At 49.4% G+C, this 19,030-nt stretch carries 13 protein-coding genes; 10 read left to right on the top strand and 3 right to left on the bottom strand.

From position 1 onward, the window contains the following. From AC6F7T_RS06940 to glnA, 10 genes are all read left to right on the top strand, one after another. Positions 1-188 (top strand): vitamin B12 dependent-methionine synthase activation domain-containing protein (locus tag AC6F7T_RS06940; protein ID WP_500717314.1); only part of this gene is annotated, 188 nt, incomplete at its 5' end. A 39-nt stretch (positions 189-227) separates the two neighbouring features. Continuing rightward, positions 228-1,601: a sodium:solute symporter family transporter gene (locus AC6F7T_RS06935; RefSeq protein WP_500717312.1), complete on the top strand. Its 1,374-nt coding sequence runs from the start codon at positions 228-230 to the stop codon at positions 1,599-1,601. A gap of 104 nt (positions 1,602-1,705) precedes the next feature. Then, the gene (locus tag AC6F7T_RS06930; protein ID WP_500717310.1) at positions 1,706-3,484 is read left to right on the top strand and encodes a BamA/TamA family outer membrane protein; all 1,779 of its coding nucleotides are present in this window, start codon (positions 1,706-1,708) and stop codon (positions 3,482-3,484) included. A gap of 20 nt (positions 3,485-3,504) precedes the next feature. After that, a complete protein-coding gene (locus tag AC6F7T_RS06925) occupies positions 3,505-7,401 on the top strand; it encodes a translocation/assembly module TamB domain-containing protein (protein ID WP_500717309.1) in 3,897 nt (1,298 codons plus the stop codon). Between the two features lie 320 nt (positions 7,402-7,721). Continuing rightward, positions 7,722-7,904, top strand: coding sequence for a hypothetical protein (locus AC6F7T_RS06920; RefSeq protein WP_500717307.1), 183 nt, complete (start codon positions 7,722-7,724; stop codon positions 7,902-7,904). Between the two features lie 72 nt (positions 7,905-7,976). Then, on the top strand, positions 7,977-8,945 hold the full coding sequence (locus tag AC6F7T_RS06915) for a calcium/sodium antiporter (protein ID WP_500717305.1): 969 nt from the start codon (positions 7,977-7,979) through the stop codon (positions 8,943-8,945). 283 nt (positions 8,946-9,228) lie between these two features. Continuing rightward, complete coding sequence (gene lysA, locus AC6F7T_RS06910) at positions 9,229-10,497, top strand: diaminopimelate decarboxylase (RefSeq protein WP_500717303.1); 1,269 nt, start codon at positions 9,229-9,231, stop codon at positions 10,495-10,497. Between the two features lie 2 nt (positions 10,498-10,499). After that, positions 10,500-11,822, top strand: a complete 1,323-nt coding sequence (locus tag AC6F7T_RS06905; protein ID WP_500717301.1) for a methyltransferase domain-containing protein — start codon at positions 10,500-10,502, stop codon at positions 11,820-11,822. A 249-nt stretch (positions 11,823-12,071) separates the two neighbouring features. Then, positions 12,072-12,410 carry a P-II family nitrogen regulator gene (locus AC6F7T_RS06900; protein ID WP_500717300.1) on the top strand — a complete coding sequence of 113 codons (339 nt, stop codon included), beginning with the start codon at positions 12,072-12,074 and terminating at the stop codon, positions 12,408-12,410. Between the two features lie 263 nt (positions 12,411-12,673). Further along, positions 12,674-14,083 (top strand): type I glutamate--ammonia ligase, encoded by a 1,410-nt coding sequence (gene glnA / locus AC6F7T_RS06895; protein WP_500717298.1) that lies wholly within the window; start codon positions 12,674-12,676, stop codon positions 14,081-14,083. Positions 14,084-14,167: 84 nt separating this feature from the next. On the opposite strand, the gene AC6F7T_RS06890 is transcribed toward glnA, so the two are convergent. From AC6F7T_RS06890 to AC6F7T_RS06880, 3 genes are all read right to left on the bottom strand, one after another. Next, on the bottom strand, positions 14,168-14,998 hold the full coding sequence (locus AC6F7T_RS06890) for a mechanosensitive ion channel domain-containing protein (RefSeq protein WP_500717297.1): 831 nt from the start codon (positions 14,996-14,998) through the stop codon (positions 14,168-14,170). A 53-nt stretch (positions 14,999-15,051) separates the two neighbouring features. Beyond that, positions 15,052-16,443, bottom strand: a complete 1,392-nt coding sequence (gene thrC / locus AC6F7T_RS06885) for a threonine synthase (RefSeq protein ID WP_500717295.1) — start codon at positions 16,441-16,443, stop codon at positions 15,052-15,054. Between the two features lie 201 nt (positions 16,444-16,644). After that, entirely contained in the window at positions 16,645-18,906 is a 2,262-nt protein-coding gene (locus AC6F7T_RS06880) for a phosphate acyltransferase (RefSeq protein ID WP_500717294.1), read from the bottom strand. Positions 18,907-19,030 lie beyond the last annotated feature (124 nt).

Raw genomic sequence — 19,030 nt, 5'->3', positions numbered from 1 at the left:
ATCAGGGTTCACGCTACGGCTTCGGCTATCCGGCCTGCCCCGAATTGGCGGCCCATGGGCCGGTATTTCAGTTGCTGCACCCTGAACGGATCGGGGTCAGTCTGACGGAATCCTTTGAAATGGTGCCGGAGATGACGACCTCCGCGATTATCGCTTATCATCCTCAGGCGAAATATTTTGCCGTCTGATCTGTTTGCCGTTTGTTATTGCATCACTCCGGTTGACTGATGACCCTGGATCTGTCTTTTCTTTTCGCCTTTTTTGCCACTTTGGCCGGGATCTTTTATCTGGCCTGGGGGGGCAAAGTCAAAGCGACCAGCGGCATCGATTTCGCTCTGAGTGGGCGCACCGCATCGAGCCTCAATGTGTTTGGTGCTATTACCGGCACCCTCGTCGGTGGCGCTTCTACTATTGGCACCGCACAACTGGCCTTCATGTACGGCATATCGGCCTGGTGGTTTACCCTGGGCGCCGGCCTGGCCTGTCTTTTTCTCGGGGTATTTATTGCTGTTCCTCTGCGTCAGAGTCGGGCGCAGACCATCCCTGAATTCATTGCTCTGTACCACGGCGAGCACGTCCGCACTGCCGCCAGCTTTTTTACTGCGGTTGGTATGTTTATCCAGATCGTCGCTCAACTGCTGGCTTGTGGGGCCGTCCTGGCGGTTCTTTTTGACTTGTCTATGGTTGTCAGTGCCGCGATCTCCGTAATGCTGGTGGTGTTTTTTACCCTTGGTGGCGGCATGAAATCGGCCGGTTTGACCGGCATGATCAAGATGCTGCTGATCTATCTGACGATGGCCGTCGCCGGTGCCGTTGCCCTTGATCTTGCCGGAGGCTGGCGTGGTTTGACTGCCGGCTTTGCCGCCTGGCCCTGGTTCAGCCTGTTTGGTTATGGGGTGAAAGAAGGGGTATCTGACCTGCTATCAATGCTGGTTGGCGTAATTTCGACCCAGACCTATCTGCAGGCCATTTTTTCTGCTAACAACAGCTTGGTAGCGCGGCGCGGTGCGTTCCTCAGTGCGGCACTGATCCCCCCTCTGGGACTGTTCGGTATTCTTGTCGGTTTGTATATGCGTCAAACCATGCCGGAGATCGAGAGTGCTCTGGCGCTGCCAACCTTCATTCTGCTGCACCTGCCGTCAGGTTTCGCCGGTATCGCCTTTGCCACCCTGCTGATTGCAGCGGTGGGCACTGCTGCAGGCCTTGCTCTGGGGGTGGCGACAACCTTGAAAGTTGATCTATTACGTTACTGGCTGCAGAGCAAGCCATCAGAATTGCTGATGTTTCGATTCATCACCCTGATCGTTTTAATTGCAGCGTTTCTTCTTTTGCTCAGTAACTTAGGTTCTGCGATTATGGACTGGAGTTTTTTGTCCATGGGTTTACGCGGTGCCACCCTCTGCTTTCCTTTACTGTTTGCTGTTTTCCTGCCCAAAACCAACTGGCGAAAAGCCGGGTTTATTTCGATCATGTTGGCGCCAACCGCCGTTGTGTTGCTGGGGTTTTTCCCGCTAACCGGCGTACCCCCATTGTTTTTTGGTCTGGGCTTGTCGTTGGTTGTCTTTGTCCTGGCTCTTCTTTTTCCTAAGATCAGAGCATAGCACTATTGTCCTTTTCACGTGCGGTTGTATGGGAACACGACAGACCTGGCAAATAATGTTATAATCCAGTGGTGTTAGTTCTTTATTCTGTTTTTCATGACATCATGATCGATCCGGTCCTGAGATACCGTTACCAGATGCGTCTTGCTATTTTTTTCCTGCTTTTATTCATCATTTTCTCTTCAACAGCTTATGCTGCGCGTCTGGATGTCGATGTGCGCAGTAGCGAACCCTTCCTGCAACAGATCATCAGGGAGGCTTTAGCTGCGCCCATGTTGTCTGCTGAAGATGATCGTCTTAACCGACAGCGTCTGGGATCCTATCAACGCCGGCTGCCAAGGTTAGTTAAAGAGATTATCGAACCCTATGGTTTTTTCTACAGTACGGTCACAACCCGACTGGACCAGCCTGCTGCAGCCCACTTCCGCATCATTATTGATGTGGATACCGGGGCACCACTGTTAATCACCAGTTTCTACAAAGACATATCAGGAGCCGGGTCAGATCATCCCAATCTGTTACGGTTATTACAAGAATTCCCTTTGAAAGAAAATGATGTCCTGCGGCAGGATCTCTACGAACAAGGCAAAGGGGCTTTGCGTCAGGAAGCTGCTGCCCTTGGCTACCTGGATGCGACCTTTAGTGTTCATCGCATTGAGGTTCATCTGCAAGAACGGCGCGCCGATATCGATCTGCGCTTTTTAACCGGCGGACAGTATCATTTCGGGACAATCAGTTATGTCGATCGTGGTGGTTACCCCGAGCACTTTCTTAAACGGTTTGTCAGTTTCAAACAAGGGGACGTTTTTTCATACAGTCAACTCGGTAAAACCCAGGTGAATCTTATTGATGCTGATTTGTTCCGTTCTGTTTCAGTCCGCGCCATGCCGCAATATGAGGAAAACTTTCAGGTGCCGGTGGAAGTCGAATTGTTGCCGTTACCGCGCCATCGCTTGCGACCGGGAATCGGCTATGGTACCGATACCGGCGGCAGGATTTCTCTTGATTATCGCCATCTGAACCTCTGGGGGTCTGCTCACGAACTGGTAGGTAAGGCGCTCCTGGCCCAATGGCGCCAACAGCTTGAGACTAGCTACATTATTCCCGATCGTCGCCGCCTTGATAGTTTGACCTTGTTGACCATCGGTACAGAACGGGAAGATGTTGACACCTATTACCGCCGTGAAGTATTCGGCGAAGCCGAATATCGGCGGTCATTTGGCCGAGGTTACAAAGGATCATTGTTTGTCCGCACGACAACAGAGCGCTCGCGCATTGCTGATGATGATAAACGGACGCAATTGTTGTTGCTGGGAGCTCGTTTGGGTTGGCAGCAGATGGATCATCCGTTGACTCCTGTGCGCGGTAGTAAGGTCCAGCTAGAAGTGCAGGGAGCTGATGAAAACTGGTTTTCTGATACCTCGTTGCTGCAACTCTCTATTGATGCCGCGACTCTGGTTCCCTTGCCACAGCGCTTTTCTGTTTTCATCCGTTTGCGTGGGGGGACGACCTGGCACCGTCATGAATTCAATACCCTGCCGGTTTCTATGCGCTATTTTGCCGGTGGGGATCGTAGTGTCAGGGGTTTTAAATATCATTCCCTCGGGACAGTCAATGATGAAGGCGATGTGATTGGCGGTAAACATCTCCTGGTCGGTAGTGTTGAATTGGAAAGAAGATTTTTGCAACGGTGGGGTACTGCCATCTTTTATGATGCCGGTAATGCCTTTGACTCGTTTACAGGTTACCGACTCAAGCAGGGGACCGGGGTCGGGTTGCGCTACTTCACCCAGATTGGTGCTATACGTCTTGATCTGGCCAGACAATTAGGGGAAAAAGACAACCGCTATCGCTTGCATTTCAGCTTGGGTTTGGCATGGTAAGAGGGTTAACAACCACATTTATGGTTTTTTGTCTGTTAGCCGGTCTGGTTTTCGGGGCGGCGATCTGGTTACTCTACACGACAGCTGGTGCAGATTTCGCCTTGCGGCGCTTAGCGCAACAGCTTGATACCCAGATCACCCTATCCCAGCTTAGCGGTTCTTTGGCACGCGGGCTCAGTATCACGGATCTGGCAATCGAACAGGCAGAGGTCAGCCTGCAAGCTCGCAGCATTCAACTGGACATGGCAGTTTCCTCTCTTTATCCGTTCCATTTAACCCTCTCTACTCTTGCCCTGGCAGATGCTACCCTGGTGCTGCCTCAAACTGAATCAAGCGGACAACAACCCGGTCTCCATCTGCAGATTCCGCAGTTGCCGGCAACCCTCGATCTGTTACAGGTTGATATCGCACAGCTTGATTTGAACAATATTTCAATCGTTCAGAGCGATGACATCAGGGTGGTAGAAGAACTGAATGCGGCTATCGATTTTCACCAGAGGCGATTATCCATCAGCGATTTTAACTTACGTATTGATGATCTGTCCGTTGCTGCTGCCCTGACTCTGGATATGGCTGATGCGACAGGGGATCTGACGGCAACGGTCGAGAACAGCGACGGCGACCAGCTCTGGCGCAAGATTGTTGTTGAGAGTTCGCTGGCCGTTGTCGCTGCTGACAGCAGCGCAGGGAAAATCAATCTGCAGCTCTATCTGGTTGATCATCAGCCTTTTTCCCTGCAAGCGGATATCACGTTAGGGGTAAATAGATTGACCTTTACAGAGCTTTTATTCCACCAGGCCAAGCGGTCGGGTTCCGTTGCAGCAGCAGGTCAGCTGCGGTTTGGTGATGATGGACCAGCACTGTCCGCCAACATTTTTCCTCAGGATCTTGATTTAAGTCAGGAAGCAGGTCTTGCGTTAGTTGTGAACGGAGAAATCGCTTTGAGCTATGCCCAGATGCAGTATCAGGGCGAACTTGATCTGACCACCCGGGGTGATGAATTGGTCGCGGCTGCGCTGACGACTGATTTTTCCGGTGATCACCAGCACCTGCGACTGCAACAGATCAATGCCTCCTGGCTGGCAGCGCAGATCAGCGGCAATATCGACCTGGATTGGTTGGAAACCCTGAAATTGGCCGCGCAGTTGCAGATCGAACATCTCTCCCTGGAACCCTTTCTCCCTGACAGTAACGGTCTGCTCAATGCCAACCTGGCGGCCAGTTACCGCCATGATGAGCAGTCCCCACAGGCTCATATCAATATCGAACTGTACGATTCAACTCTCTACGAATACCCCCTTTCCGGTGTTATCGCAGCAGACTATAAGAATGATAATCTGATTCTTCATCAATTAAATCTGCTGAGTCATAGCGCGCAACTGCGGGCGCAGGGTGATTTACACAGCAATATCGAATTTACTCTGACACTGCAACAACTTGCAGATTTTTATCCGCCGGCTGCTGGTGTCTTGACGGCGCAGGGATGGTTGAATCACGGCGCGGATGGCCGCACCGCAGATGTTCGCCTTGCCGGCTCAGAACTTTTGTATGATGAGTGGCAGTTATCTTCTTTTGACTCCCACTTCAGCCTTGATACGGATCAGCAGTTCACTGCCGTTGCCCAATTTCATCAGCTGGGTTCCACGACCCAACAACTGCTGGTTGATGAGATGACTTTGCTGGTTGCCGGTACACCACTCAAACATCAGATCGGCATCAGCGCCCGGGCGCAAGAAACGACGATGAAAACCAGCTTGCAGGCAAGCTGGTCTGAATCCTTGTGGACGGCGCTGCTGCAACATCTGGAGGTTAATACATTAGGCAGTCATTGGCGTCTTAGTGATCCTGCCGCTATTGTGATTGGATCACAGATTGTCAGGGTTTCCAACCTGCATCTTGGTGATGGGGCACAGCAGTCCGTACGTCTCCAGGGAGAATATTTGCCGGTGGAAGAGTCCCTCTCAATAGACCTCGATTGGTCGGAACTGTCACTGAATCTTTTGGGCCAGTGGCTTGATCCTGCTTTGCTGCAGGGGGATACCGGTGGGACATTGTCTGTGCTTCAGCAACCGGACAACACCGAGATTCATCTTGTGGCTCACGTCAATGCCGACCTTCATTATCAACAGATACATTTGCAAGATATCAGCACCAGGCTAACCGTAAATTGGGGGGCGGACGGCCTGGCAGGTGATTTGCTTTTTGATATTGGCTCGCCGGCCCATCTGCTGCTTGAATTTCATTCCCCTGATCCGGCTGACATGGTTTTGCCTGAGCTAACCACCATGTCGTTAACCTGTCGGCAGATACCCCTGCAGTTGATTCAGTCCTGGTTGCCCGCAGAAATGATCGCCCAGGGGGTTTTTGCCTGCGACATGCAAGGTTGGTGGTCAGCAGAGAACCAATTTGCTCTTCATGGCAACGCTGACATCAGCGCGGGCTCCTTCTATTGGCATGACGATGAACAAGCCATGGACCTTGCCCTTGATAAGGTCACTGCAGATTGGAGTTGGGAAGGGGATGCTTTGCGAGCCCGGACAGCAATTGTCCATGATTTTGGTCATATCAACGGTTCGCTGGACATTGCGCTTCCGGCTCGGTTGCCATTCAGCCTTACCACTGCCACGACCATGGTTGCAGATGTCGATTTTCAGTTGCGCGAAAGCGGGCTGTTATCAGTTTTTTTCCCCAGCTACGTTTATGACAGCAAGGGGGAAATTGAACTAACTGCAACCATCAACGGTAGCTTCGGCGAGCCTTTATTTGCCGGGAGTTTCAGCTTAAAAGATGCGCAACTGTATGTGCCGGCGGCCGGAATTCGTATCGCTGATATTATGGTTGCAGCACAACTGGAAGGGCAGCAACTCGATGTGTCGACCCTGCAGCTATCTTCCGGTCAGGGCTCCATCAACGGCCGGGGGAGGGTGGAGTGGCGCGGCTGGGTACCCGACAATTATCGTTTTTCCATCGGTGGCGATAATTTTCAGTTAATTAATTTGACTGATCTGGCCCTTCAAGTCAGTCCTGATCTGGTTATTGACGGCAGTCTGGAAAAGGTGCGCGTGCGCGGCAGCCTACAATTCCCCCAGGTGATGATCAAAGATCAGACCAGCTCCCGGGCGGTTCAGAACAGCCCTGATCTGGTAATTATGGATCGTCAGGCGCCGGGACGAAAAACAATCGAAATTCGTCACGATATTGATATAAATCTGATTCTGGGTGAACAGGTGATGCTGAACTTTGCCGGACTACAAGCACGGGTTGCCGGTTCATTGCGGTTGTACACCGATGCACAGCAGGATATTGCCGCGCAGGGGCGATTGTTCGTGGAACGTGGGCGCTTTTCGTCCTACGGTGTTTCCCTTGATATAGAACGCGGCGATCTGTATTTTGCCGGCGTTCCCTTGCGTTATCCAACCTTGGATATATTGGCAATACGCCGCGCCGGCGAGGTTCGTGCCGGGGTGCGAGTAACCGGCACGCCGCAAGAACCACAGGTCAGTCTTTATTCTGATCCAGTTATGCCGGATGCTGATATATTGTCGTATGTGGTTTTCGGGCGTCCCCTCGACAGTAGCGGTGGTGGTGACACAGATCTGTTGATGTTGGCTACCGGGGCGTTATTGTCACAAGGGGAGTCCATCATTTTGCAGGAACGTCTTAAAGGTCGTTTTGGTCTTGATGTGCTTGAATTTTCCGCCGGCGATGGTGATACCAACGGCTCGCTTATCACGACCGGTAAATATATTACTCCCGATCTATATGTGAGTCTTGGCTACTCACTTTTCAACAATACCAACGAGATCAGAATGCGTTATCGGCTTTCATCCAGATTGGAACTGGAATCAAGCTTTGGGCAGGAGTCAGGCGTTGATCTTTTTTACCGTCTGGAAAGGGACAGACTGTTTAAAAAGTGAAAGGCCCGCTGTGAAAAGCGGGCCTTCAACGATTACTGAGATTTAGTTTCAGAATCAACCCTGTCACGGGAATTGCCGGTGTCTGATAACACCGGATGGGTGGAAAACCTTCTCAACTGCTGTGAGTCGTCTTCGATAGGCATTCCTCCTTTCTAATTTGTCTTCATTATAGCGAAGATCAGAATTAAATCAAAGGGGGGGCGTGAAAAAAAAGGATTATCTTTACCGGCTTTTATATTTGCGGTACCTTCGGTAGCTTGATGAATTGATTGAGCGAAAAAAATCAATCTACAACAGATTGCAGATGAAAGGTTCTTACTGTGAATAGTTTGCCCCTGTTTGTTTTATGGATTGTCACGGCCTGTGGTGCTTATGCCGTAGCCAAGAGCCGGGGGCGCAATTGTCGTCTCTGGTTTGCCATTGGATTGATGATTGGCCCCTTTGCTATTTTGATTGTAGCTATGCTGCCATTGGGGCCGAATGCCAAAAAAGGGTACCATTAATCATTCAATAAAAAAGTTTCTACTAATATTTACTTTTTGCCACTGAGGCATCGGTCCTGGAGTTAAATCAATTTGATCCTGCCTGTAATTGCCCTGGTATGCGGTTTGACCTTGTTGGTTTGGAGCGCAGATCGTTTTGTTGACGGTGCTGCGGCGACAGCACGGCATGCTGGTATGCCGCTGTTGCTGGTCGGTATGGTCGTTATTGGCTTCGGCACTTCAGCGCCAGAGATGCTGATTTCAGCTATTTCTTCCAGTCAAGGCAACCCTGGCCTGGCGCTGGGCAATGCCTATGGCTCGAATATTTCCAATATTGCTCTGATACTTGGTGTTGCTGCGTTAATCAGCCCCATTCCAGTCCCTGCCAAGATTTTCCGTTCTGAATTGCCTGTGCTGGCAGCAATTACACTGTTTACAGTTATGTTGCTGTGGAACTTATCCATCAGTCGCCTTGATGCAACCTTATTGTTGCTGGCTTTTGCTGCGGTCATAGTCTGGTGGGTTGTCATCGGCTTGCGCCATAAAAATACCGATAAGTTGCTGGCAGCTTCAGAGCATAGCGAAGATGTTTTTTTGCCGTTAAAAGCAGCAATTTTCTGGTTGATTGTCGGGTTTATTCTGTTGGTTGTCAGCTCCCGTATGCTGGTTTGGGGTGCTGTTGAAATAGCTACGGCTTTGGGTGTCAGCGATTTGATGATAGGCCTGACCATTGTCGCCATCGGCACATCTTTGCCGGAATTGGCTGCCGCAGTTGCGGCAGCACGCAAACGAGCACACGATCTGGTGCTGGGTAATATTATCGGCTCCAATATTTTTAATACTCTTGCGGTCGTCGGGATCGCCGGGGTTATTCATCCTCTCGACGTTGGCAGGGAAGTTCTTTATCGCGACTGTCTGATTATGAGCGTTTTGACTCTCTTGCTTTTTTGGCCCACCTGGCGTAAGCGCTATTGTCTGTCGCGTCTTTTTGGCGCGGTTCTGTTAGTGGGTTATGTTACTTATCTTGGTCTGTTGGGCGCACAAATTCTCGGTTACCTGTGAAAAACCAGACAGTCCCCCTTGACACCTCATTGAATATGACTGATTTTAATAAATTACTATGTATCTGTTCAGCACCGGCTCTTCGGATCCTATGTCAAGGGACGCGATTGTTTCCCGTTGGGTCATCCATGACCGCTTGGTGTCGCTGTCCATGGCGACAAACACCCTTGCCACAGGAGCAGCGACCCTGCGCAAGGATAGTGGTGAATAGTTACATTACTAATCCCATTTTAAAAACCCTCTAAAATCTTGGTTGCAACATACTGACAATGAAGGAGTCATAATGCCCATATCTGCAGATTTTAAATCACGTTTGTATCCCATTGCCGGTCAACTGGTTCAGCATTACGGTACGCCCTTTCATATTTATGATGAGATTGGTATCCGCCAGACAGGGGAGGAGCTCAAACAGGCATTTTCCCACCTGGATGGTTTTCGTGAATATTATGCCGTCAAAGCATTGCCCAATCCACGCATCCTTGAAATGATGGCCGACATGGGGTTCGGTTTTGATTGCAGCTCGATTGCCGAAGTATTGCTCAGTCGTCAGGTTGGTGCTCGTGGTGAAGACATCATGTTTACCTCGAACAACACCAATCAGCTAGAGTTCGAAACCGCTCTGGCTGACGGTGGCAGTATATTAAACCTGGATGATATCTCGCTGATCGACAAGGTAAAGGACTTCCCCGAGCAGGTCTGCTTCCGCTACAACCCTGGCCCAAGAAGGTCGGGTAACGTCATTATCGGCAATCCGGTCGAAGCGAAATACGGTGTCAGCTATGAGCAGATTGTTGAAGCCTATCGCCAGGCCAAGAAGCGTGGTGCCGGCCGTTTTGGTCTGCATACCATGGTTGCTTCCAACGAACTGGATTACACCTACATGGTGGAAACCGCGCGTATGGTTCTCGATGTTGTTGAAATGGTCAGCAATGAACTCAATATCAGGTTTGAATTTGTCAATATCGGTGGTGGTTTCGGCATTCCTTATCGTCCGGAGCAAAAGGCCCTTGACCTTGCTGCCATGTCCAGGGACATTGGCGATATTTTTGCCACCTTTAAGGCCAAACATGGTTATGCCCCGAAAATGTACATGGAGAGTGGCCGCTTCATGACCGGTCCCCATGGTTGCCTGTTAACCACTGCCATCAATCATAAATATATCTATCGCAACTACATTGGTGTTGACGCCTGCATGTCATCCCTGATGCGACCGGCTATGTACGATGCCTATCATCATATCGAGGTCATCGGTAAAGAAAGCGAACCGGCCGATCAGGTTTACGATATCGTTGGATCCTTGTGTGAAAACAACGATAAGTTTGCCATTCAACGTCAATTCCCGCGGATTGAAGAGGGCGATATCCTTGCTATTCACGATACCGGCGCCCATGGCCATGCCATGGGTTTTCAGTACAACGCCAGATTGCGCCCACAGGAGCTGCTGCTCAAAGCAGATGGATCCGTCGAGCTGATTCGCCGCGCCGAAACGATAGATGATTACCTTGCTACTTTGACCTTCACCGCTAATTCATTTTCGCCAAATCGGGCATAGTTTTGTCGTTGGAACCACACCTGTCCCGTCTGGAACATCAAATCCTGCCGCCATTGACCGTGGAAACCCTGGTTAATGGCGGCTCAGGATTGGCACGCTTTGAAGGACGAGTCGTTTTTATCCCACACAGCTGCGTTGGTGATTTGGTCCGCGCCAAGGTAGTTCGTTCAAAAAAAAATTATCTTGAAACAGAACTACTTGAAGTGCTGCAACCCGGCCCCGGTCGTCAGGTGCCTGACTGCCCGGTTGCCGGGGAGTGTGGCGGCTGTCAGTGGCAGCATCTCTCTTACGCTGATCAGCTTCAATGGAAGCAGCAGTTGTTCATTGAAACCTTGAGCTATCAATGTGGGGTTGCAACAACCGCCATCAAGCCGATCATCCCTTCTGTCCATCAATGGCACTATCGCAGCCGTGTTCAGATCAAATGCTTTAACCGTGACGATGGCTTCATAACCGGCTTTTATCGCCCGCGCAGTCGCTACGTAGTAGCCGTTACTCAGTGTCCGATCATGGATCAACGCCTCAACCACTTGGTGGCTGATCTTAGAGCCCTATTCAACGGTTCTGTTTTCGCCGACCATATCCCTCAGATCGATCTGGCGGTTGATGATGCCGGCAAATGTGCGGCGATTATTCACTATCTGGGGGCACAGCGCGTCGCACTGAAGGAATCTTTACGTCATTCCGGGCTGGATGCCGATCTGCTGGTTCAGTTTGGCTCAAAAAAAAGTTTACAGGCGATTTGTGGTGACGGCAGGCTCGAGATTCACGTTGATACGCCCCTCCTGACTCTAAACTACAGCGCTGGATCGTTCGCTCAGATCAATCTCCAGCAGAACAAGGTACTGATCAATATCCTTACCAGCATTTTTCCCTGGAATAGAGATCAGCAGGTGTTGGAACTCTATTGCGGCATGGGCAACCTGTCGTTTCCCCTGGCCCGGCGGGTAAAGCATCTGGTTGGTATTGAAGAATCTGTTCAGTCGATCCGCATGGCACAAAGCAACAGTCATCAATGTGCCATTACCAACCTCACATTCTCTGCTGCCGCAGCCGAAGAAGTGGTTAAATCCAACATAGATCATCATCATTTTGATGTCGTAGTCCTCGACCCCCCCCGCACTGGTGCTTATTCTGTGGTAAAATCTCTGGCTGCAGCAGGTATTCCGAATATGCTCTATGTATCTTGTGATCCGCAAACCCTGGCTCGGGATCTGCGGCCATTGATTCACGGCGGCTACCAAATCGTTTCCTCTCAGCCACTTGATATGTTTCCGCAGACATATCACTGCGAAAGCGTCACTTTTTTACAGAAACTCAGCTGATTTTTATCCTGTTTGTTTTCTGTGCAACCGTAACTTCAGGTGATTATTTTTTATGCATTCGCCTTTCATGTAGGTTGCTTCTTTTCCTTAGTAACTTCGTTTTATTGCTCATCATGCTGATATTAAAGGATAAATAAATTTTTAAAGGTTTCTTTTCGTTATGGCAAGGTCTTTGCTTTTTAGGTGGGCGTTGGCGGTTGGGATCAATGCCCGGTCGAAATACATATCTGGTGACAGGAGGCAAGTATTATGCGCAAGGTCGAAGCGATTATTAAACCGTTCAAACTTGATGAAGTCAAAGAAGCGTTGAACGAAATCGGTATTCAGGGAATTACTGTCAGTGAAGTCAAAGGATTCGGGCGCCAGAAAGGTCATACTGAACTTTATCGTGGTGCCGAATATGTTGTCGATTTCATACCTAAAATCAAAATGGAAATCATTGTCGCGGACGATCTTGTTAGCAAGGTTGTTGATACCATCGCTGAAACAGCCAAAACCGGGCGTATCGGTGACGGCAAGATTTTTGTGACAACGATTGATGAAGTTGTCAGGATCAGAACCGGTGAGCGGGGAGAAGACGCCCTTTAATTATTGATCTATCTACCCACAGGATCCATCAGAGTAATTCTGTTCAGCACCGGGTCCGGAATCCTATGTCAAGGGACGCTTTTTGTCATTCATGACCGCTTTTTGTCGCCGTCCATGGCGACAAAAACCCTTGCCAAAGGACTCCCGACCCTGCGCAAGGATAGAGCTGCATAGCTACTTATTTATATCGTCATCATATTTTCAGCTTGTTAGGGATGTGAAGCATTCCAACAGTCCCATACCATTCAAAGGAGAAGGAAACAATGACACCAAATGAAGTCGTTAAGTTTGCCAAAGAAAATGATGCTAAATTCGTAGATTTTAAATTTCTCGATTTTGTTGGTATCTGGCAGCATTTTGCCACCCCGCTTAGTGAATTCGGCGAAGATGTTTTCGAAGAAGGTTTGGGTTTCGATGGCTCTTCGATTCGCGGTTGGCAGCCGATTCACAATTCCGACATGCTGCTGGTTCCTGATCCCACCACCGCCAAAATTGACCCTTTCATCGAAATGACCACTTTGAGCCTTATCTGTAATATCGTTGATCCGATCACACGCGAAGGTTACACTCGCGATCCACGCTTCATTGCTCAGAAGGCAGAAGCGTACCTCAAATCAACCGGCATTGCTGACACCGCTTACTTCGGCCCGGAGCCTGAGTGCTTTATCTTTGATGATGTGCGTTATGCCTCGAGTGCCAATGAATCCTTTTATGCCATCGATTCCGTTGAAGGGGTCTGGAACACCGGCCGTGAAGAATTTCCCAACCTGGGGTATAAACCGAAGCACAAGGGGGGGTATTTCCCCGTAGCGCCAACCGACAGTATGGTTGACCTGCGTAACGAAATGATGATGGTGCTGCAGGAAGTTGGGATGGTTGTTGAGTGTGGTCATCATGAAGTTGCTACTGGTGGTCAGTGCGAAATTGACATGCGTTTTGATTCGCTGCTGGCTATGGGCGACAATCTGCAGTGGTTCAAGTATGTTCTTAAAAACGTTGCTTTCCGTAACGGTAAAACCGTCACTTTTATGCCAAAACCGATTTACGCTGACAACGGCTCCGGTATGCACTGCCATCAATCCTTATGGAAAGACGGTAAAAACCTGTTTGCCGGCGATGGCTACGGTGGTCTCTCTAAAATGGCCATGTACTATATCGGAGGCATCATGAAGCACGCCAAGGCGCTGTGTGCCTTTACCAACCCGACGACCAACTCTTACAAGCGTCTGGTGCCCGGTTATGAGGCCCCGGTAAATCTGGCTTACTCCAACCGCAACCGCTCGGCATCACTGCGGATTCCGGTAACTGATAATGAAAAATCAAAGCGAATTGAATACCGCACTCCTGACGCGTCAGCTAACGGTTATCTGGCTTTCGCCGCCATGTTGATGGCCGGTCTCGATGGCATTGAAAACAAGATCGATCCGGGTCAGCCGTTGGACAAGGATATCTATGGTTTGTCACCGGAAGAATTGAAGGATATCCCCAACGTTGCAACCTCATTAGAGGATGCCCTTAATAACCTGGAACAAGACCATTCCTTCCTGCTTAAAGGTGATGTGTTTACCGAGGATGTTATCGATATGTGGATCAGCTACAAGCGTAGCGCTGAAGTCGATCCGGTCCGTATGCGTCCGGTACCTGAAGAATTCGCTCTCTACTTTGACTGCTGATTTTTAGAAAAGTTATGACGAATCGCCAAAAAAGCCTCCGATAAAATACCGGGGGCTTTTTTGCGACGCCATTAAAGTTGTTATCTATGCTGCAGCAGCATTGTCCGGGTTACTGACAATATGCAGATCACGTTGAGGGAAGGGGATGCTGATTCCTTCCGAGTCAAAACGCACCTTGATGGTTTCCTGCAGATCAAAAAATACCGGCCAGTAGTCACTGCTGTTGACCCAGGGACGGACAGCAAAATCGACACTGCTTTCACCGAGTGCCAGTACCCCGATGGTTGGTGCCGGTTCAGGCAGAATACGTTCGTCTTTGGAAAGAATATTCTCTAACACTGAGCGCACTTTCTGCAGATCATCGCCATAGCTGACACCAATTACCAGATCAACTCGGCGGGTTGGCTTGGCGGAAAAGTTAGTAATGGTTGAGCCCATAATCTGACCGTTGGGAACAATGATCTGCTTGTTGTCGCCTGAACGCATCTGGGTGCTGAAAATCTGGATCTCTTCAACGATTCCGGCAACACCGCCGGCATCAATAAAATCACCAACTTTGAAGGGACGAAAGATGATCAGCAGCACTCCGGCAGCAAAATTACTCAAGGTTCCCTGCAATGATAAGCCGACAGCCAGGCCGGCGGCGGCAATTACTGCGGCGAATGAGGTTGTTTCTACGCCCATTTTACTGATAGCGGCGATAACAACAAAAACCATCATAGCCACGAAGAGCATATTTTTGGTAAATTTGACGAGGGTTTCTTCTACTTTGGCCTTGATCATGGCTTTAGCAACCGTATTTGATATGGTTCTTGCCACAATCCGCCCCAAAATAAAAATGACCACTGCCCATAGCAGTGGCAGGCCGTAGGTCTGAATCAAGCCGTAAAACATGTCAGGTGAAAAGTCGTTCATGATGCCCTCCTTGGAGAAGATTGACCATCGTAATGAGAGTATTTTTTATGATTTTATGATTTAGAGGAGTTTCGCGCAACCATCTCTTTAATTAAGCTGGCATCAGCTGCCATCCGCTCACAACGTCGGGGTAAGCCACGCAATTGCTCAATGACCTTAATGGGAGGCAGCTTGTCCTTAATCGCTTTGTTGATGGCTTCCGGAAACTTGGCCGGATGAGCTGTTGCCAGGCAGACCAGGGGGACATCATCACCGACATCACCAGCGGCTTTAACCCCGACCGCCGTATGGGGGTCAAGGATATATCCAGTGTGATGGTAAAAGGATGAAATCTGCTCGAGGATTTGCTCGTCATCGACACTGGCAGCGACGAAATCCTGCTGAATTTTAGCCTGCAACGCTGCAGAAAAAATGATTTTTCCGGTTTTTTTAAAATGATCCATGGCCGTAACAACTGCCGCAGTATCGCCGTCATACAGATAATAGAGGTAGCGTTCAAAATTGCTGGCAACCTGAATATCCATCGATGGAGACAGGGAATGGTGGACATCGGCTAGGGAATAGTCTCCGTCATTGACAAAGCGACTGAGAATGTTGTTTGCATTGGTGGCCAGAATGAAGCGACGGGTTGGTAAACCCATTTTTCCGGCAAGATATCCGGCGAAAATATCACCGAAATTGCCCGTAGGTACACTGAACTGGACCTGTTCACAGGCAGTTTGTTCGCGAACGCGGAAATACGCATAAAAGTAATAGACGATCTGTGCCAGCACTCGAACCCAGTTGATTGAATTGATCGATCCTAAAGCGTGGGTCTGTTTGAATTGCTGATCATTGAAAATTTCTTTAACAATCGCCTGGGCGTCATCAAAGGTACCATCAATCGCGATATTGAAGACATTATTATCAGTAACCGTCGTCATCTGCATTTCCTGGACAGAAGAAACCCGCCCGTAGGGAAATAGAATGAATATATTGATATTCTTCTTGCCACGCACGCCGGCGATGGCAGCACTACCGGTGTCGCCACTGGTGGCGCCGATGATGTTGAGCTTTTTGTTGTCCCTGATCAGATAGTATTCGAACAGATTACCAAGAAACTGCAGGGCAACATCCTTGAAGGCCAGGGTCGGGCCATGGAAAAGTTCAAGAATGTAGATATCACCCTGTTTCACCACCGGTGTAATCTCTGGATGATTAAATGACGCATAAGATGCGTCGACCAGACGGCGCAGATCGGCAGCAGGCACATCGGTTGCATACAGCGAGATAATCTCGAAAGCCAGATCCGTATAGCTGAGGTGACTGAAAGCTTCCAGTTGCCGTTGTGTAAGCTGAGGAATCTGTTCAGGCAACAGTAATCCACCATCTGACGCCAGCCCCATCAGCACCGCATCGCTAAAAGACAAATCACGAACCTGGCCACGTGTACTGCAATATTTCATAACCTTAAAACCTCTTTCTTAAAGTATATTCTAGTTCAGTATTTATACTGGGAGGGCAATCGACCTTAAATCATTTCAAGGGTATTGATCAGTCACAGCATAGTACTGATTATTACAGGAGATTAAAAGTCATCAGCATAAAAAAAAGGCGTAAGACCCTGAAAAGGACCTTACGCCTGGTGTCTGTCTGCAATACTTAGTTTAGTTTTGTTCCGCGTCCTGCGCGTCGACAACAGCAACCGCGGCCATATTGACGATGTCGGCAACATCGTCACCACGCTGCAGCACGTGAACCGGTTTTTTCATCCCCATCAGGATCGGCCCAATGGCCTCAGCGCCACCAAGCTTGTTCAGCAGTTTGTAGCTGATATTGCCGGACTGCAGATCGGGGAAGATAAACACGTTGGCATCGCCCTTGATCATCGAGAAGGGGAACTGTTTTTCGGTCAATTCCGGATCAAGAGCGACATTGGCCTGTACCTCACCATCAACAATCAAATCAGGGTCAAGTTGCTTGACCAGTGCTGTAGCTTTTTTCACCTTAAGGGCCTGCGGTTCGGTGCTGCTACCGAAGTTTGAGAAAGACAACATGGCTACTTTCGGCACGATATCAAATTGACGAACCTTTTCTGCTACCAGAATAGCCGTTTCGGCCAGTTCTTCCGGGGTAGGATCAATGGCGACAGTAGCATCAGCAATAAAGACCACCTGCTTCTTGAAAACCATCATGTACATGCCGTGAACCTTGGACAGGTTGTTTTGTTTGCCGATGATTTCCAGCGAGGGTTTGATGGTTTCCGGATAATGATGGTTGATCCCGGAGAGCATGGTGTCAGCATCGCCCTGTTGTACCATCAAGGCGCCAAAATAGTTATAGTTGCCTTTGAGTTGGCCCAGGGCGCCACTGTGGGTAACACCCTTGCGCTGGCGCAGTTCAAACATTTTATTGACGTACTCATCGCGCTTATTGCTGGTAGTTGGATCAATAATACTGATGCTGCTGAGATCAATGTGCAACGTTTTCGCTTTTTCGGCGATAGCATCAGCATTGCCGAGAAGAATCGGCTTGGCAATGTTTTCACTCACCAGGATCTGGGCGGCACGCAGGATTTTATCTTCTTCGCCTTCAGGGAAGACAATGCGTTTTGGCACCGCCTTTGCTTTATTGATCAGGGTGCGCATGACTTCCTTGGATCGGCCCTGCATCGCTTCAAGAGATTCACGATACTTTTGCATATCCTTGATCGGAAGGCGGGCAACGCCGGTATCCATCGCTGCCTGGGCAACTGCTGGGGCAACGTGCAACAGAACGCGTGGGTCAAACGGCTTGGGGATAATATAGTTGCGCCCGAACTGGATATCTTCACCTGCGTAGGCTCTGCGGACAGAGTCCGGCACATCCTCCTTAGCCAGATCGGCAAGAGCTTTAACTGCCGCAAGTTTCATTTCGTCATTGATAGCACTGGCGTGAACATCCAGTGCTCCGCGAAACAAAAACGGGAAACACAGAACATTATTGACCTGATTCACATAGTCGGAACGACCGGTACCGATGATGACATCATCACGAACTGCCCTGGCTTCGGGGGGGGTGATCTCAGGATCAGGGTTAGCCATGGCAAATACAATGGGATCTTTTGCCATTGTTTTCAGCATTTCTGCAGTTAGGGCGCCCTTTGCCGATACGCCGAAGAAAATGTCTGCTCCAACTATTGCGTCAGCAAGGGTTCGAGCCTCGGTGTCGGCTGCCAGGCGTTCTTTGTATTCATTCATTCCCTCGGTTCTGCCCTTGTAGATGACACCCTTGGTATCACAAAGGATGACGTTATTCTTGTCAATTCCCATCGTGACAGCCAGGTTGGCGCACGCAATACCTGCCGCTCCGGCACCATTAACAACCATTTTAACGTTGTGGACGTCTTTACCGACAATTTCCAGAGCGTTGATCATGCCGGCTGCGGAAATAATCGCCGTGCCATGCTGGTCATCATGGAATACCGGGATATCCATGATTTCCTTGAGCTTTTCTTCAATGTAGAAACACTCAGGCCCTTTGATATCCTCAAGATTGATGCCACCAAAGGTCGGTTCCAGAAGTTTCACCGTACGAATAATTTCGTCAGAATCTTTGGTGTTAAGTTCAATGTCAAAAACATCAACATCGGCAAAACTCTTAAACAGAACACCCTTGCCTTCCATGACCGGTTTACCAGCTAACGCACCGATGTCACCAAGACCAAGCACCGCAGTGCCGTTAGAGACAACAGCGACCAGGTTCCCCTTGGCTGTATATTTGTAGGCCTCGCCGGGATTTTTTTCTATTTCCAGGCAGGGTTCTGCAACACCCGGACTATAAGCTAGAGACAAGTCCCGACTGGTAGCGCAGGGCTTGGTGGTAATGACTTCGATTTTTCCTTTTCGACCGCTACTGTGATAATCAAGAGCATCTTGGCGCATTGACATGGAAGTATCTCCTCCTGTAAGAGAATGTGAGGTTAACGGGTGTGACGATAAATCAACGCATTTGATTTATTGTACTCTAAATTACTAAGAATAAAAAAATTATAGTTTTGCTAAAATTCTGTCA

Source organism: Pelovirga sp. (assembly GCF_059864205.1).
This window is presented reverse-complemented; position numbering and strand designations above follow the sequence as displayed.

What these genes read in the sequence shown, in the direction of transcription:
- AC6F7T_RS06935 (WP_500717312.1), top strand. Translation starts at nt 228, where the DNA reads ATGACCCTGGATCTGTCTTTTCTTTTCGCCTTTTTTGCCACTTTGGCC.
- AC6F7T_RS06930 (WP_500717310.1), top strand. Translation starts at nt 1,706, where the DNA reads ATGATCGATCCGGTCCTGAGATACCGTTACCAGATGCGTCTTGCTATT.
- AC6F7T_RS06925 (WP_500717309.1), top strand. Translation starts at nt 3,505, where the DNA reads ATGGTTTTTTGTCTGTTAGCCGGTCTGGTTTTCGGGGCGGCGATCTGG.
- lysA (WP_500717303.1), top strand. Translation starts at nt 9,229, where the DNA reads ATGCCCATATCTGCAGATTTTAAATCACGTTTGTATCCCATTGCCGGT.
- AC6F7T_RS06900 (WP_500717300.1), top strand. Translation starts at nt 12,072, where the DNA reads ATGCGCAAGGTCGAAGCGATTATTAAACCGTTCAAACTTGATGAAGTC.
- glnA (WP_500717298.1), top strand. Translation starts at nt 12,674, where the DNA reads ATGACACCAAATGAAGTCGTTAAGTTTGCCAAAGAAAATGATGCTAAA.
- AC6F7T_RS06890 (WP_500717297.1), bottom strand. Translation starts at nt 14,998, where the DNA reads ATGAACGACTTTTCACCTGACATGTTTTACGGCTTGATTCAGACCTAC.
- thrC (WP_500717295.1), bottom strand. Translation starts at nt 16,443, where the DNA reads ATGAAATATTGCAGTACACGTGGCCAGGTTCGTGATTTGTCTTTTAGC.
- AC6F7T_RS06880 (WP_500717294.1), bottom strand. Translation starts at nt 18,906, where the DNA reads ATGTCAATGCGCCAAGATGCTCTTGATTATCACAGTAGCGGTCGAAAA.